Origin of the sequence: Algoriphagus terrigena DSM 22685 (genome assembly GCF_000429445.1) — a bacterium.
In the GTDB taxonomy this organism is placed as follows: domain Bacteria; phylum Bacteroidota; class Bacteroidia; order Cytophagales; family Cyclobacteriaceae; genus Algoriphagus; species Algoriphagus terrigena.
Map to the genome: position 1 here is coordinate 71,720 of NZ_KE386904.1, position 16,339 is coordinate 88,058.

The 16,339-nt window shown below is 48.4% G+C and carries 17 protein-coding genes; 7 read left to right on the forward strand and 10 right to left on the reverse strand.

Annotated features, from left to right (window positions below; all coding sequences use genetic code 11):
• Window positions 1-30: 30 nt before the first annotated feature.
• Complete coding sequence (gene pyrE / locus G459_RS0124125) at window positions 31-678, forward strand: orotate phosphoribosyltransferase (RefSeq protein WP_026969867.1); 648 nt, start codon at window positions 31-33, stop codon at window positions 676-678.
• A gap of 176 nt (window positions 679-854) precedes the next feature.
• Here the strand turns inward: pyrE and G459_RS0124130 are convergent, their stop codons facing one another.
• The 10 genes from G459_RS0124130 to G459_RS0124175 all read right to left on the reverse strand — a co-directional run bounded on the left by G459_RS0124130 (window position 855) and on the right by G459_RS0124175 (window position 9,666).
• Complete coding sequence (locus G459_RS0124130; protein ID WP_026969868.1) at window positions 855-1,751, reverse strand: alpha/beta hydrolase; 897 nt, start codon at window positions 1,749-1,751, stop codon at window positions 855-857.
• A 163-nt stretch (window positions 1,752-1,914) separates the two neighbouring features.
• On the reverse strand, window positions 1,915-2,436 hold the full coding sequence (locus G459_RS0124135) for a DinB family protein (protein ID WP_026969869.1): 522 nt from the start codon (window positions 2,434-2,436) through the stop codon (window positions 1,915-1,917).
• 130 nt (window positions 2,437-2,566) lie between these two features.
• Window positions 2,567-3,325, reverse strand: a complete 759-nt coding sequence (locus tag G459_RS0124140; protein WP_026969870.1) for a sulfite exporter TauE/SafE family protein — start codon at window positions 3,323-3,325, stop codon at window positions 2,567-2,569.
• On the reverse strand, window positions 3,322-4,533 hold the full coding sequence (locus tag G459_RS0124145; protein WP_026969871.1) for a hypothetical protein: 1,212 nt from the start codon (window positions 4,531-4,533) through the stop codon (window positions 3,322-3,324). The genes G459_RS0124140 and G459_RS0124145 overlap by 4 nt, the downstream gene beginning before the upstream one ends.
• Window positions 4,534-4,539: 6 nt before the next feature.
• On the reverse strand, window positions 4,540-5,370 hold the full coding sequence (locus tag G459_RS0124150; protein WP_026969872.1) for a type 1 glutamine amidotransferase: 831 nt from the start codon (window positions 5,368-5,370) through the stop codon (window positions 4,540-4,542).
• A 41-nt stretch (window positions 5,371-5,411) separates the two neighbouring features.
• A complete protein-coding gene (locus G459_RS0124155) occupies window positions 5,412-6,530 on the reverse strand; it encodes a carboxylate-amine ligase (protein ID WP_035456993.1) in 1,119 nt (372 codons plus the stop codon).
• 11 nt (window positions 6,531-6,541) lie between these two features.
• Complete coding sequence (locus tag G459_RS0124160) at window positions 6,542-7,498, reverse strand: ATP-grasp domain-containing protein (protein ID WP_026969874.1); 957 nt, start codon at window positions 7,496-7,498, stop codon at window positions 6,542-6,544.
• A 31-nt stretch (window positions 7,499-7,529) separates the two neighbouring features.
• Complete coding sequence (locus G459_RS0124165) at window positions 7,530-8,243, reverse strand: alpha/beta hydrolase-fold protein (RefSeq protein ID WP_026969875.1); 714 nt, start codon at window positions 8,241-8,243, stop codon at window positions 7,530-7,532.
• Window positions 8,244-8,524: 281 nt separating this feature from the next.
• On the reverse strand, window positions 8,525-9,046 hold the full coding sequence (locus G459_RS0124170; RefSeq protein ID WP_026969876.1) for a hypothetical protein: 522 nt from the start codon (window positions 9,044-9,046) through the stop codon (window positions 8,525-8,527).
• A 98-nt stretch (window positions 9,047-9,144) separates the two neighbouring features.
• A complete protein-coding gene (locus G459_RS0124175) occupies window positions 9,145-9,666 on the reverse strand; it encodes a gamma carbonic anhydrase family protein (RefSeq protein WP_026969877.1) in 522 nt (173 codons plus the stop codon).
• 135 nt (window positions 9,667-9,801) lie between these two features.
• Between G459_RS0124175 and G459_RS0124180 the strand changes: the two genes are divergently transcribed.
• The 6 genes from G459_RS0124180 to G459_RS0124205 all read left to right on the forward strand — a co-directional run bounded on the left by G459_RS0124180 (window position 9,802) and on the right by G459_RS0124205 (window position 16,324).
• Entirely contained in the window at window positions 9,802-10,524 is a 723-nt protein-coding gene (locus G459_RS0124180) for a YceI family protein (RefSeq protein WP_026969878.1), read from the forward strand.
• Between the two features lie 61 nt (window positions 10,525-10,585).
• Window positions 10,586-11,836 carry an anthranilate synthase component I family protein gene (locus G459_RS0124185; RefSeq protein WP_026969879.1) on the forward strand — a complete coding sequence of 417 codons (1,251 nt, stop codon included), beginning with the start codon at window positions 10,586-10,588 and terminating at the stop codon, window positions 11,834-11,836.
• Window positions 11,826-12,926, forward strand: a complete 1,101-nt coding sequence (dinB, locus tag G459_RS0124190; protein ID WP_281171908.1) for a DNA polymerase IV — start codon at window positions 11,826-11,828, stop codon at window positions 12,924-12,926. Before G459_RS0124185 ends, dinB begins: the two co-directional genes overlap by 11 nt.
• Window positions 12,927-13,048: 122 nt before the next feature.
• Entirely contained in the window at window positions 13,049-14,524 is a 1,476-nt protein-coding gene (gene miaB / locus G459_RS0124195) for a tRNA (N6-isopentenyl adenosine(37)-C2)-methylthiotransferase MiaB (RefSeq protein WP_026969881.1), read from the forward strand.
• Window positions 14,521-15,801, forward strand: coding sequence for a sigma-54 interaction domain-containing protein (locus G459_RS0124200; protein ID WP_026969882.1), 1,281 nt, complete (start codon window positions 14,521-14,523; stop codon window positions 15,799-15,801). The genes miaB and G459_RS0124200 overlap by 4 nt, the downstream gene beginning before the upstream one ends.
• Window positions 15,788-16,324, forward strand: coding sequence for an LptE family protein (locus tag G459_RS0124205; RefSeq protein ID WP_026969883.1), 537 nt, complete (start codon window positions 15,788-15,790; stop codon window positions 16,322-16,324). Before G459_RS0124200 ends, G459_RS0124205 begins: the two co-directional genes overlap by 14 nt.
• Window positions 16,325-16,339 lie beyond the last annotated feature (15 nt).

Below are 16,339 nucleotides of genomic sequence, written 5' to 3' on the forward strand. Positions count from 1 at the left end.
CAGGCAAATGATTCTACTAATTTTGGAACTATGGAAATTTTAGACCAAAGCATTGCGGCCGAAGTAGCCGACAGACTCCTGGAGATCCAGGCAATTCGTCTTCAACCTGCTAAGCCTTTTACCTGGGCATCCGGTTGGAAATCCCCCATTTATTGCGACAACAGGCTCTCGCTTTCCTTTCCTGAGGTCCGAAATATCATCCGCGACAACCTTGTGAGATGTGTCAGTCATTGCTTCCAGGAAGCTGAGGCGATCGCCGGTGTAGCTACCGCCGGAATACCACAGGGAGCCCTGATCGCAAACGACCTTGCACTGCCCTTTGTCTATGTCAGATCCAAACCAAAAGGCCACGGCATGGAAAATATGATCGAAGGAAAAGTAGTTCCCGGTCAAAAGGTCGTAGTAGTCGAAGACTTGGTCTCCACGGGCGGAAGCTCTCTGAAAGCTGTTGAAGATCTGAAAAACGCAGGATTTGAAGTTTTGGGAATGGTTGCCATCTTCACCTACGGATTCGATGTCGCTGACAAAAACTTCGCAGACGCGGGTGTCCGACTGGTTTGCCTGAGTCATTACGACGCGCTGCTACCTATGGCTGTCAAAAGAAAATATGTCACTCCCGAGACGCTCGATTCGCTTGCCGAATGGCGAAAAGATCCAGGAAGCTGGATGCAGGAATAACAAAAAAGCCGGTCTCCCGGCTTTTTTACTTTTCAGAGATTTCAATCGATCTGGATGAGCTTCTTTCCATCTAGGCATGCAAGTTCTCCATTTCCAGAACCTTTGGCTGGAATGGCAGAACCGAGCGGCTAGTAGTCGCTTTTCTCAAGCCTACCAAGCCTTCTGCATCACAACTCCTACTTCAGGTTCTTTTCGAGAAAGGAAAAAACCGCTGTCCTGATCTCCGGCGCGTCAAATTCCACTCCGAAGTGTGGAGCGCCTTTGACGACGATCAGCTCGGTTGGCACGCCCTTCACCTGAAGCCAGGAATTCAATAGGTGAGACTGTGTCGGGGAAACCAAATCGTCTTTTTCGCCATGGATGATCAAAAAGGGAGGGTCTTTTTCATCTACATAAGAAACCGGGCTGGCAACTTTTGCCAAGTCAGGTCGGTCTAAGGGAGCTGCTCCGATCAATAACGCTTCCGGCGACTTCGAATCTATCGCTCCGGGGAAAAGCGTCAGATCGGCCGGGCCATAGAAGTCCACGACAGCTTTGAAAGAAAACTTACGGTTGGTGCCAGGGTTATAAAATTCCTCCACATCGTTATTATTCGACAGTCCGACCATGGAAGCTAAATGCCCACCTGCAGAGAATCCCATCAGCGCCATACGATCTGTAGCCAGTCCATATTTCTCAGCATTATCCACCAAATAGGAAATGGCCGCGTTGCAGTCCAGCATCTGCGCAGGGAAAGTCGCTTGGGTGCTGAATCGATAATCGATGGAGGCCAAGGCATAGCCTTTATTCATCAATTCTTTGATAGTTTCCTTCATGTAGCCCATATCGGCATACTTGTCGTTGCTGAGCCAGCCACCGCCATGCACCCAGATCACCAGCGGAAGCTTTCCTGTTGCGTTAGCAGGCAGATAGATGTCCAGGAGGTGTTTTTTGAGTGTGTCACCTTGATAGGAAATATTTCCATGCAGCGTAGTTCCTTCCGGAAAGAGGTTCATCACACGGTTGGTTTGGGAAAAACACAGTTGCAAACCGACAAATAAAAGGAACGCGGCACTGAGTGAGATTTTTTTCATTTGGCTTGATTTCGGGATTAAGGTTAATTCTCAATAAGATAGGTCGTTCCGTTCAATTTTCTCCTTCAAAATAAAAACTGTTGAGCCTGTAATCCATAATTCATGGAGAACAAGCCCAACAGAATCGGTTTCAATTTCCGGCGGACTGGATGCTTGGGAAGCGTTAAAACAACTTTTCCTGAGGAGGAGTAGCCCCAGCCAATCGGATGTAAACAGTCGCCTGTCCACGGTGGTGAGTCTGATGCTCAAAGCACTTCTCAAGCGCTTGGCCTTTGGTCATTTCAAATCTTCCAAACAGCGTGGTAGTTCCCGCCAATTGCTCAGGCGTCATTGTCTTGATGCTGCTAATCACAAAGTCATAGCCGGCCATTACTAGTTTGGTAACGTTTTCTTTGGATTGGTCCTCAGTTTTTTCGGAGGCACCCATGCCTACCGGACTGGCTACGCCGGTAGCTGCTGACGCAAAGCCATAGTTGCCATCCGTCAGGTGGAGCATCTGCTGAGCAAAGCTGCGCATCTCAGGAGTAGGCTTTAGGTCGTATTTGTCCGCGGGCATGGCGTCCAGATATTCCTGTGTGTAGGCTTTGGCGCGTTCCCAGTCTTTGACCATGTTGTCTATGCTGGTTTGGGCAAAAGTGAGGGAGCTAAATCCCAAGACAAAGAAGAATGTGATCAGGGTTTTCATAAGTAAAAGAGTTAGTTTGAATTAGTATAAAAATACAATATGATTATCTGGAAAGATACCAATAGCCAAATTATATTTTGACCAAACCCAAGTAAGACCCAATTCCCGGATCGAACCCCTGTGAACCTGGTTAAATATTGATCCCAAACCCGTGCATCAACACGAGTCTCAGGCCTACATAAATCACCAAAACAGCCGTAAGGCCCCCAAGTATCCGCAGGTTAAATTTCACGCTGGAGAGATAGGATCCGAGGCTTCCCCCCAGCACGACGGCAAGTATCAACTTCCAAATCAAATCCGGGTCGAGGTGAAATGTATCAGCGACTGTCAGCCCGACTAGCCCACTGATCGAGTTGACGAGGATAAAAACCGAAGCCAACGCCGCCACCGATCTCGGATTGGCCCAGTTGAGAAGATTCAGCGTCGGGCTCAGAAAAATCCCTCCTCCTATCCCGGAAACACCCGCCAAGAAACCTACACTTCCGCCCAAACCCAACTTTTTCACCAAGCTAAATTCATGAGACTCCAGCTTGGACTGGATGTAGCGGAGCATCATTGCGGCGCCCGAAAGAATAAGAGAAGCGCCGAGAATAAGGAAGAACACCTGCTGTGAAAGCCTGAGCTGTGCCCCGAAATATGCCAGCGGAATGCTGGAAACCAGAAACGGCCAAAAGAGCTTGAGATCAAAGACCTTGTTTCGAATGAAAATAAGCGTTCCGATCGTGACCACGCAGACATTCAGAACCAATGCCGTCGCGCGTATTTCATAGAAATCAGTCAGGAAAAGACTCAAGATGGCCAAGTAGCTCGATCCGCCACCGAATCCAACCGAACTATAAAACAAAGCGATTATAAAAAAGATAAAGGGAAGGTATTCTATTGAAATCATTCAACTTCAGATTTACTCCCCTTTTCAAATAAGCCAATCGAACCGCCGACCCAGTCCTTGTCGCGGTTGAATTTCACGCCGATCATCTCTCCCCTGCTGAGACGGGCCAAGTTGCCGACTATCGTCGGACTTTCATCTTCCTCCGGCCACAGGCAAAAGACACGCACCTCCACTTTCACTTTGCCATCGGGAGACTGGATGACAGGAGCGTAGTGGACTTTCTTCTGAAGGATAAAAAGACCCTTGTCCTTCACCTCCTCTACGTCTTTTTTCGTGACATTGAAGATCACGCCTGCGCCTGAAAAGGAGAAAAGCGGCTTGAGCACATAGTTTTCCAAGTCCTCAGGAATAGACTCCAAGTCACTCAGCAGCGTGGTCTCGATGAAATACGGCCCGTGCAGGTATGGCAGGATAAACTTCGAAATCCGCGTGTACCAATTAGGATGTCCGGCCCATTCTACATCAAGCTCCTCCTCAAAGCTGAAATCCAGCTTTAGGTCTGTTCTGGCGTTCAACTCATCAAAGATCACCCGATTGTAGATTCGTTGGATCCTGATTTTCTCGCCGGTTGAGTTCTTGTAGAAAAGCTTTTTATCCTCCTTGATCACGTCCGTGACGCATATCACGGGAATCTCCAGATCCCGGTGAGCATAGTAAAAGTCAATCTTGGTATTTTGCTTCTCAGGCTCGATCTCCAGCAGGACGACCTCCACGGGAGAATATTTTCCAAAAATCACCTTTTTCAAAAGATCCAAGTAGTCCGCCTCATCCATTCCGGCAGGATAGGGAGACAGTTCGGCTAGGAAGGGATAACTCTCCACAATCTTCCGATAGAGATTGTATTGGAAATTGAAGATAGTCGGGAAGCCCTGCACCTCGATCAGTTTAGGGACGATTTGCCCGTCTTCTTCGCATATCCCAAAGTCTATTGCCAAAAACTGCGTGTGATTGTCCTCATTGGGAACGGCGGTGTTCAGCTCAATCGATCGCTGGGTAAGCTGCTTGAAGTCCGGCCGCTTGATGAAATCGATCACCTCATGGCATCCTTCCAGGATCTGGTTTTCGAGATCTTTGGGGATAAAAAAAGGTGTCTCGGCTATTCGAAAAGTCGGTGCGAAATCAAAATCCGACGCGATGCTATGGAGAAAAGCCTGATACTTTTCGGGTGAGAAAGCAGTGTTAAACTGCTTTCTGATTTTATCGATCATGGCATATCAAGTCAATGTCGGAGTACTCGCCACTTTTTGTTTGCGGATTGCCTGCTCCAGGAAATTAGGAATCAAGGTCTCGTTGGTTTTGTAAATCTTGTTTTCGTCTACCAAATCCTCCAGCATCGTTCGGAATCGCGCTTTGCCTTTCAGTTCGATGATCTTTTCCCGCACCATCGGCTTCTTCAAATGCTCGAGGAAGCTCACCGGATCGGCTTCTGGATGAAACTGGGTGCCGACGATTTCGTCAGAAAATCGGATCGCCATCAGCGCACGCTCGTACTCTACGTGGTTCCTGACCTTTTCCAGCGCGATAATCTTTGCCCCCAATGCTTTAAACTTTCTATGGCTAGGCTGCACGACTTGGTAATCTCTGGAATCCACCGCCCAAAATGGATTGCCCAAGTCCCCAAAAAGAGGATCGTTCATGCCCTCTGGAGTCTTATGGATGGTAGTCACCCCAAATGACGTCGATTTTCTCATGGTAATCTGCCCCAGCCCAAAGTGCTTGCATGCAATCTGAAAGGAATGACAAATGAGCAATAGCTGTTTTTTCTGGGAGTGGTTTTGGTTCCAAATCCAGATTTCATCCAAAAAATCATTGTACCGCAAATCCCAGTTCCCATCGCCTTCCAGTGGATTTCCAGGCCCGCCTGTCGAAATATAAATGTCAAAATTCCGGATATCGGGAAGTTGTGCCTTGCCCCTCACGTCAAATTCACGGTAGCTGATCACGTCCGAAAACCTAGAAAGGATGTCATGAATACAACGCATGCCCTGATTGGGCTCGCCATCATACATGTCCAAAATCGCCAGATTTACTTTTTTCTTTCCCACTTCAATTGCATGTTAATCCCGCATCAAAGGTAAGCATTCGCTCAAATCCCTTCAGTAAACTTCCCTGTTATAAAATCAACCACCGCTTCCAAGCTGCCGGTTTTTTCAAAAACATCCAGCTGCTGATCGGCTCCGGTGCCCCTTTCGAGAATCTGGTGAACATACTCGATGTCTGCTCTGCTGCCCAGCTCGTCCACGACATCATCGATAAATTCAAGCAGTTCCATGATCAGTTCCTTGGTCGGTACCTCGATTTTCTTTCCAAAATCAATCAGCAACCCGTCGACCCCATTTCTTGCTGCCCGAAATTTGTTTTCCCGGATCAGCGCAATTCGATAGATATTAAAGCTGGTGTTGCTCATCAAGAGCTTGTAGAGCTTCGCCACCACGGCCTGAATCAGCGCGACGATGCAGATCGTCTCATCGACGGTTAGGCACATGTCGCAGATTCGAAATTCGATTGTGCTGAAAAACGGGTGCATCCGTAGATCCCACCAGATTTTTTTGGGGTTGTCAATGCAATTGGTCTTTACCAGCGTTTCCAGATAGTTGTCGTAAGACTGAACTGAGTCGAAGTATTCAGGAAGGCCCGTTCGCGGGAATTTTGCAAAAACCTTGGCTCTGAAAGCCTTGAAGCCGGTATTCCTTCCTTCCCAAAACGGCGAGTTGGCTGTCAGGGCGTACAGGTGCGGCAGGAAATAGCAGGCCTGATTCATCAGCTGGAGCGCGATTTCCCGGCTTTCTATGCCCACGTGGACATGCAGCCCAAAGATCAGATTCGACCTGGCGATGTCTTTTAGTTCGTTTACAATACTGTGGTAGCGTGGATCGTCGGTGATCTCCTGATCTTGCCATTTGGCAAAGGGATGTGTGCTGGAAGCACCCACCGCCAGACCTTGAGCAGCTGCCAGCTCATGGATCTTTCTCCGGAGAAAAGACACCTCTCTGCGGGCATCTGAGACGTTCTGACAGATATTGGTTCCCACCTCGACCACTGCCTGGTGCATCTCAGCCTTGACCTGCTCGTGTAGGACGATCTTGCCACCCTCCACGATCTTGGACATATGGGAACGCAGATCCCTCGTTTGGGGATCGATAATCATGTATTCTTCCTCTACTCCCAGGGTGAATTGGGGGAGTTTCTTTACCACAGTTGCCATAGTGTCTTTGCCTAAAATCTCTTTGCCGTTTCGACTGAATTTTTCACAAATGTTCCCCAGGTCAGATTCATTTGCCCCGGTTTTTGGGCTTTGGCGTAGGCTATCGCCATCTTCGCAGCTTCCTCCACCACCCACTCGAAATTCTCCTGCCCCACCGAGTTGACGTCGGCATCCGGCGCGGGATTGCCAAAATCGATCGCATACGGCACGCCGTCTCTGACTGCAAATTCCACGGTATTAAAGTCGTATCCCAATCCAGTACACAGCCGCTGGGTGTAGTCTTTCACCGTGCTGAGCAGCTTCTTAGACGAAGGCGCTTTATCCACCACATAGCGTAGATGATGGGGGTTTCGTGGTTCATACTCCATAATCCTCACAGCTTTGCCTCCCAGGCAATAGACTCTGAAATATTCATCAAAGACAATTTCCTCCTGAAGCAGCATCACCAACTGACCTGTTTCCGGATGTTTCTGAAAAAACTCTTCCTTGTTTTCCAATCGGTAGACATTTTTCCAGCCGCCTCCCGCATATGGTTTCATGTAAGCTGGAAATCCCGTATAGTTGAAAATCCCCTCCCAATCCAAGGGCGCAACCAGGTTTCGAAACGACTTGGCTGTGGTGTCGTCAGGATGCTTCGCCGAGGGCAAAATCACTGTTTTGGGCAAGGGAACGCCCAATTGATCGGCAAGTGCGTTGTTGAAAAACTTGTCATCTGCACTCCACCAAAATGGATTGTTGATGACGGCAGTGCCTGTCAGCGCGGCATTTTTCAAATATGCCCGATAAAAAGGCACGTCTTGAGAAATCCGGTCGATGATCACCGCGTATTCTGTCAGTTCATTTTGAACAACTTTATCGATACGGACGGCTTCGGCGATGATTCCTTTCTCCGCTTTCTGATTGACCCGCTCGATGAAGGCCTGAGGAAAGGTGTCCTCCATGCCGAAAAGTATCCCGATTTTTTTCATAGTAATTGAGTGTTGCTATTTTGAATTTCTTTTAGTCAAACTTGATGGTGGACAGGTAATGCGGAAACATCTCTTTCCAAAGCTCCCAGTCGTGAAGGCGGTTTTGCCGGACATCAAACCAGTGCCCCACTCCTTTTTGCTCGAGCACAGCATGAAGCTTCAGATTGGCGTCGAAACAAATATCCCAATTGGAGGTCCCCAAAGCGATCTTCATATTCCAAAGCTCATGATCCTGAAGATCCCTCAAATATTCGAGGGGACTGTTATAGAAAATGTCGTCGTGCTGATATCCTTCCATGAAGCTTCGGATATCAAAGGCTCCGCTCATACTGAATAGGTGGCTCACGTATCCAGGATGCCGAAAAGCGAAGTTGGCAGCATGGTACCCCCCAAAACTGCAGCCGGCCATTGCGACCTTGGCTGTGCCGGTATTCAGCCTGACTCGCTCCACCAGCTCATGGCAGATCATCTTGTCGTAAGCCATGTGTTGTGCGATCCGCTGATGTGGATGGATTCCTTTGTTATAGAAACTCTGCCTGTCGTTGCTTTCCGGACAAAATATCTGCACCAGTCCCTGCTCGATAAACCAGTGCGCCGATCCTATCAGACCCATGTCACGGTTTTCATGAAACGAGCCCATGGACGTGGGGAAAAGTATCACAGGATACCCTGAATGACCAAAAACCAGCATTTCTACATCCCTGTTTAGGTGTGGGGAATGCCACTTCAAATACTCTTCTTTCATCTGTTTGCAATTGATTTTTTATGGTCAGTTGGAATACCCTGAATAATCATTTTCCTCTGTGAAAACTTTTCTCGTGGGCATTTCATCTGTTTATAATTTGTCTCGATGGCCACATGGAATCTCGCATGGAATACAATCATCCCATTATATGTCACTTAAGACATGCTCGATTTCATTAGCTGAATTTTGACCGAAAAAACTGGATTCGGTTCTGTTACCAAATACTAGTCAAAATTCAATAAAAAGAAAAGAATCAAAGGAAAGCGAAGGTCAAGGAATGGTTAAATTCTGACTTCAGCGGATTTAGAAGCTAAATATTTCCTCGAAAACGAATTTGAGAGAAGGCCAAAGACTAGCACAACCAGCAAAACTACAACCAACACCCACTTGGATGTGGTGAAAAGGGAAGCGACCGAAGCCATCGACATATTCTGCACCGGGTAAAGTGCCAAAATCTTCAACACCGAAAGGTTTTCAAATAGGTCCATGACCAAAACCCCAAAAGGCAACCAAGCCACTTTGGTGTTTTTCAAAAGTCTGATCAGGAGTCCCGAAAAAAGAAGAAAGTACACCGCCATGTAAGGCATATCCAATGCCCAAATTCCGATTCGATACGTCTCCCGCTGGCTCAGATCCATCTTTGCCAGCGCCCCATACGCATCATCAGCCGAATAGGCAAACATCAAGTCCAGGGCATGTTCCTTGGGCATCGTGGAGCTCAAGAGAAAGTTGAACAACAGAAAAAGACCTGCCAGCAAACACAGGCTTCCCGGTTTGCTGAGCGATTGAAAAAATTGTTTCATAGTTAAAAATTTGAACTGTCCAAAAACAACAAGCAGTATAGCAACTACGCTACATCTGGCAATTTGGACTATCGGGAGTGCAACTTTTTTTTTTGCAATCAGATTTCAGGATCAGAAAACCACTGCGAATACATCGGGTAATTTCTCGCCGTTCTCAGGATCACCTCCCGCATCTCCGGCCCGATTTCTTTCAGCTTTCTTGCCGGCGTGCCACCGTAGATCGAATTTGATTCCACCACCGTTCCTGCCAATACCACAGCTCCAGCGGCTACGACCGAATCCGAGTGGATCACAGCCCCATCCATCACGATTGCGCCCATGCCAATTAAAACGCGGTCATGAATTGTACAACCATGGACGATGGCATTGTGCGCAATGGAAACCTGGCTACCGATATAGGTCGGAGCACGTTGGTAAGTGCAATGAATCACCACGCCGTCCTGAATATTGGTATCGTCACCGATGCGGATTTCATGCACATCCCCTCGCACGACGGCGTTGAACCAGACCGTGCAGTTCCTGCCCATGACCACGTCACCTACGATCGTCGCGTTGGGAGCCAACCAGCAATTCTCGCCGATTTCGGGTGACTTTCCTCTTACTTTCATGATCAGGGTCATGGCTTGCTGTGTTTTGGTTTCTGAAAAATTCCGGACGAAAATTAGAAATTTTAATCCTCACCCGAACCTTTTTAACTGGAATCAGTTTACGTGTATATACATACAAACTTTTATCTCAATCAAATCAACATTAGAATGAAACCAACCAATCAAATCGGCTTGTTCATCGCTACCGCAATGATCGCAGTCGCCTGTGGCGGCCCAAGCAACACTGTCGAAACATCTGAAGCGCAGGAAGTAGCTGTGGCAGAGGGCAAAACCCTCTCAATCGATCCTGCAGCGACTTCAATCTCCTGGAGAGGCTACAAGCCCGGCGGAGAGCATTTTGGCAAAATCCCTGCTACCCAGGGAGAAGTTACGGTAACGGGTGACCAGGTCACTGCCGGGACTTTCACGTTTGACATCCCGGGACTAAAGATCGAAGACATGCCTGCTGAAGACGAAAACTACGGCAAACTCTACGGACACCTTCAGTCTGCAGACTTCTTTGATGCAGCAAATCATCCAACCGCCACATTCGAAATCACCGCAGTGGAGCCGTTCAATTCAGGTGATGTGATCGCTGACAAGGAAGAGAGAGCTTCAGAACACGCACCAAAACACGACACTGAACTCACTCCTGCCAATCCAACCCACTGGATCAGCGGAAACCTGACCATGAGAGGCACAACCAAAAACATTAAATTCCCCGCTGCTGTAAGCGTAACAAACGGTGCTGTAACAGCAAAAGCAGGTTTTAACATTGATCGCACCAACTGGGGACTTGCCTACGGTACGGAATCAGATCCAGCCAACATCGCAAAAGACCAGTTCATCTACGACAACGTATCTCTGACATTGGACGTGAGCGCCAAATAAAAACCAAAACCACAATGATTAAAGAGGGATTCTGCGGAATTCCTCTTTTTTTTGCCCTGCGATGAATGCCTTTACCCATTTTTATCCTTTTCCCAAGAGCGAGTTCATTCCTATTCTGCTCCATTGGGCGAGTCAAAAGTTTAATTTCTTAGCCTATTTCGAAGGAAACGGCCACTCCTATCCGCAAGCCCCCTTTCAGAATTTGTTTTTTGCAGGAGATAGAGAACTATCTGAGGCGGAATTGTTTGACAAGGCGATTGGCGGCCAGAAAGTTGGCATCCTTGGCTATGATTTCAAAAATCAGGTTGAGGCCCTGAAAAGCGAAAACCCTGAATTTTTCCAACTGCCCGATCTTTGTTTTTTTGAACCGGAATTATCGTTCGCAGTCACGGAAGATGGTTTCTATTCCAGAGAACGGCTGCCCGAATCTTGGATCAACGAGCTAAAGGCTTTCATCCTGCCGGAAGCCGGAAACCTCTCTTGCATCGTCACACCCCAGATTTCCAGAGAAACTTACCTTGACAAGATCCAAATCATCCAAGATGAGATCCGCGAAGGCAACACTTACGAGGCCAACTTCTGCCAGGCTTTCTCTGGAGAATTCAAATCTTGGGACCCGATCACTGCCTACCTCACACTCAATGAGCTCTCGAAAATGCCGTTTTCAGGGCTTTTTAAAGCAAGAAACCAATGGCTGATATCCGCCTCGCCGGAGCGCTTTCTGAAGAAAGAGGGCAGCCGACTCATTGCTCAGCCAATCAAAGGAACCATCCATCGCGGTACCAACGACCGTGAAGACGCCGCAAACCGACAAGCGCTTTTGGCCAGCGAAAAAGAACGAGCTGAAAACCTGATGATCACGGATTTGACCAGAAATGATCTGGCGAGAGTTTCAAAGACTGGATCAGTTCGGGTCGAGGAGCTTTTTGGAATCTATGCGTTTCCGCGTGTTTTTCAGATGATCAGCACGGTCAGTTCGGAGATAAGACCGGATACGACTTTCCAAGATGTCATCCATGCCACCTTCCCGATGGGAAGCATGACCGGAGCGCCCAAGATCAACACGATGAAGATCATCGAGCGGGACGAAAGCTTCCGTCGAGGATGGTTTTCAGGTGCATTTGGATGGATTGATGAAGATGGCGATTTTGACTTTTCTGTGGTCATCCGGTCGATCATTGCTGATTTGGAGGTGAAAAAGCTCTATTTTGGAGTGGGCAGTGCGATTACCATTGATGCTTCTGCGATGCAGGAATACGAAGAGTGTGCGCTGAAAGCCCAAGCCATCTTGGAACTGCTACGTGGAAACTGATATTGAATCTCCCGCCCCCGTCCGCAAGATCATCCATGTGGACATGGATGCATTTTATGCATCTGTGGAGCAACTGGACCGTCCTGAATGGCGGGGAAAGCCCTTGGTCGTCGGCGGAAATGTAACGCGTGGCGTGGTAGCGGCTGCAAGCTATGAGGCCAGAAAGTATGGAATCTTTTCGGCGATGTCTTCCGCTTTGGCTGCGAAGAAATGCCCCCATCTCATCTTTGCGCGGCCGAGGTTTTATCGATACAAAGAGATCTCGCTCCAGATCCGGGACATCTTCTACGAATACACCGATTTGGTCGAGCCACTTTCACTGGACGAGGCGTTTCTGGACGTCACGGAAAACAAGATGGGACTAAAGTCAGCCATCCTCATCGCCAAGCAAATCCGAGCCAAGATCAAAGAGAAAACGGGGCTGAACGCGTCAGCTGGCGTCTCTTACAATAAGTTTCTGGCCAAGATCGCCTCTGATCTTAACAAACCAAACGGACAGGCGGTGATTCTCCCACAGGACGCGGAGGCTTTTCTGGAAAAGTTACCGATCGGCAAGTTCTTCGGGATCGGCAAAGTCACCGCCGAGAAGATGCAGAAACTCGGAATTCACAACGGACTGGACTTGAAGCAATTTTCGCTTCAGTTTCTGACTAAGAAATTTGGCAAGTCTGGACTCCACTACTTCAATATCGTGCGCGGGATTCACCTTTCGCAAGTGCATCCACATCGCACACGGAAGTCATTGAGCGCGGAAAGCACCTTTGACAAAGATCTCATCGCATTCCAGGAAATGGAGTCCAAGCTTCGCTATGTATTTGAGGAAGTGATCAGCAGAATCGAGCGGAGCGGCATCAAAGGAAGAACCGTGACGCTGAAGATCAAGTATTCGGATTTCACCCTACAAACGCGCAGCAAAACGCTGGAACAATATCCGGATCAGGAAATGATCTGGACCACGGCGCTCGAACTTTTGAATCAGGAGGAGATTGCAAAACCTGTCCGTCTTTTGGGTTTGGGACTATCCAACCTGAACATCACCGAGGAGCAGGTGCATTTTGGGCAACAGTTGAAGATCCCGTTTTCAGAATAAATAACACGCGCGCCCTGCCATTTTGTCCGCATTTTCGTAATTTCGCAACCTGAAAGAAACTTTCCCGGTTTGATTGTCTTCCAACCCGGCGGTTTTTTACCCAACAAAAGTAAACTCCATTCATGGATCTGATTAAAGACATCGACATCATCACTGCGGAAGAGGCTCAGGCCTGCGATTACAAAACCACCACAGACGAAAATACCGGCAAAACCAAGAAACTTTACATCGAAAGCTATGGCTGCCAGATGAATTTTGCGGACTCGGAGATCGTCGCTTCCATCATGAAAGAGAATGGTTTTGACACCACTTCTGACTTTCTGCAAGCCGATGTGATCTTTTTGAATACCTGTTCGATTCGTGAAAAAGCCGAGCTGACTGTAAGAAAGCGTCTCACTGATTTTCAAAGAGCAAAAAAGGCTAAACCTGAATTGACCATCGGTGTACTCGGCTGCATGGCAGAGAGATTGAAAGAAAACCTCCTTCAGGAGGAAAAAATCGTGGACGTGGTCGTCGGCCCAGACGCCTATCGGGATCTCCCCAATCTGGTTTCCGCCGCTGAGGATGGACAGAAGGGTGTCAACACCTTCCTTTCCCGCGAGGAAACCTACGCAGACATCGCTCCAGTCCGGTTGAATTCCAACGGAGTTACAGCCTTCATCTCCATCATGAGAGGTTGTGATAACATGTGTTCGTTTTGCGTGGTGCCATTTACCAGAGGAAGAGAGCGCAGCCGCGATCCGCATTCGATCGTGGCGGAAGCACAGGACTTGTTCTCAAAAGGATACAAAGAAGTGACCCTGCTCGGCCAAAACGTGGACAGCTACAAATGGTCGCCTGAAGAAAACAACAAAGCACGGCTGAATAAGAAAGAGGAGGAAGTTACCCAAGTGGTGAACTTTGCCCACCTGCTCGAGATGGTAGCTCAGGTGAGCCCATACCTGCGGGTGCGCTTCTCGACTTCCCATCCCAAAGACATCACCGATGAGGTCCTTCACACGATGAAGAAGTACGACAACATCTGCAAATACATCCACCTGCCGGTACAAAGTGGAAACAGTCGCATGCTGGATTTGATGAACCGAACCTATGACCGGGAATGGTATCTCAATCGAGTCACCGCCATCCGGGAAATTCTGGGCGAAGAATGCGGCATTTCTTCCGATATGATCACGGGATTTTGCACAGAGACGGAAGAAGAACATCAGGACACCCTGTCACTCATGGACATCGTGAAGTTTGATTTCTCTTACATGTTTTTCTATTCCGAGCGTCCGGGCACTTTGGCCGCCAAGAAATTTGAAGACGACATCCCGCTGGAAATCAAAAAAAGAAGATTGGCAGAGGTCATCACCAAGCAGGCTGAACTTTCATCAGAGCGAAACAAACTTGACTTTGGCCAAGAACAGCTGATCTTAATCGAAGGAACTGCCAAGAAATCCGACCAACAATTGCGAGGAAGAAACTCGGCCAACAAAGTCGTGATCATCCCAGCCGACCATGCTAAAAAAGGAGATTACGTCCGGGTGAAAATAATCGAAGTATCACAAGCAACGTTGTTTGGGGAGGTTTTGGAAGTAAATCCGATCCTTCTATGATCACACCCTCAGAAATTCAAAGCGTCAAGCAACGCTTCGGCATCATCGGCAACAGCCCCCTACTCAATCAGGCAATCCTGGTCGCGATGCAGGCGTCCCCGACCGACATGACCGTCCTGATTACTGGGGAAAGCGGAAGCGGGAAAGAAAGCTTCTCCAAGATCATCCATTCGCTTTCACTGCGAAAGCATGGCAAATTCATCGCCATCAACTGTGGAGCAATCCCTGAAGGAACGATTGATTCGGAGCTTTTCGGTCACGAAAAAGGCTCCTTCACCGGCGCTCACGAGGCCAGAAAGGGCTATTTCGAAGTCACCGACGGAGGCTCCATCTTCCTCGATGAGATCGGCGAGATGCCCCTCGGCACCCAAGCGAGACTGCTCCGCGTACTGGAAAACGGCGAGTTCATCAAAGTGGGCTCGTCCAAAGTCCAGAAAACCAACGTCCGCGTCATCACCGCTACCAACGTCAACTTGCTCAAGGCAGTGGAGAAAGGTAAGTTCCGCGAGGACCTCTATTACCGTCTGAACACGGTTCCGATCTATGTTCCGCCATTGCGGGAGCGCGGTGAGGACGTGGTGCTGCTTTTCCGCAAGTTCACGGGGGATTTTTCTGAAAAATACCACGTCAAACCCATCAGTTTGGATGCAGAAGCGCAAGTTTTATTGATGCGTTACGCATTCCCCGGCAACATCCGACAGCTGAAAAACATTGCCGAGCAAATCTCTCTTTTGGAGGAAAACAGGGAGGTCAATGCACAGACCTTGTCGAGATACCTGCCTGCGGACGCAAGTCGCCTTCCGATGGCCTTGGGCTCTGGTGGCAAGGGAGAGCAAAGCGACTTTTCGGAACGGGATCTTCTGTACAAAGTCCTTTTCGACATGAAAAAAGACATGAACGACCTCAAAAAACTCGTTTTGGAGTCCTTTCAAAATGGCGGAATGAACTCCTCGATCATGCAAAAGCATCAAGGCCTTTTCGAAGATCTCGATGCTGGTTTTTCGCAGAAAGAAAACATGGACAGCGGAAGTTCCTTTCCTTTGGTCTTGGAATCACAGAAAAACGCGTCGATCAACAACGAAGATTACGAGGAGGACGCCATCGAGGACATCATCCATGAGGAAGACGACAATTCGCTTTCCTTGGAAAAAAAGGAGAAAGAAATGATCCTGAAAGCGCTTCGAAAGCACAACAACAAGAGAAAGTACGCCGCGGGCGATTTGGGGATTTCCGAACGCACGCTTTACCGTAAGATCAAACAGTATGAGATTGAGTAAGCGTTTGTTCCCATTGCTGGTTTTGGCTTTGTTCGGACTTCAGGCCTGTGCGGTGAAGTACAGCTTCACGGGAACGAACATTAACTACGAATTGGTGAAGACTTTCTCCGTCGAAAACTTCTTCAACGATTCCGGCGGAGGCCCAGCAAATATGGAGCAGCGCTTTACCGAAGCGTTCAAAGAATACTATCAGCGAAACACGCAACTGGAACTGGCGCGTACCAATGGAGATCTGCAGTTTTCCGGCGCGATCACTAGATACTCCCTGACCCCTCAGGCGGCAGTGTCCAGCGGAGACCCCAATCTCCCAGACCGCGCGGGCCAGATGAGATTGACGATCACGGTCGAGGTGGAATACATCAACCTGAGCAACGAGGAAGAAAGTAAAACGCAACCTTTTACGTTCTTCAAGGATTACGATCCTAGAAATGTCACCTTGCTGGACGTCGAAAACATTCTCGTAGAGGAAATTTTCGAGGTAATCATCCAGGATATCTTCACAGCCACGGTGGCCAACTGGTAATTTTGCTATCTTGAA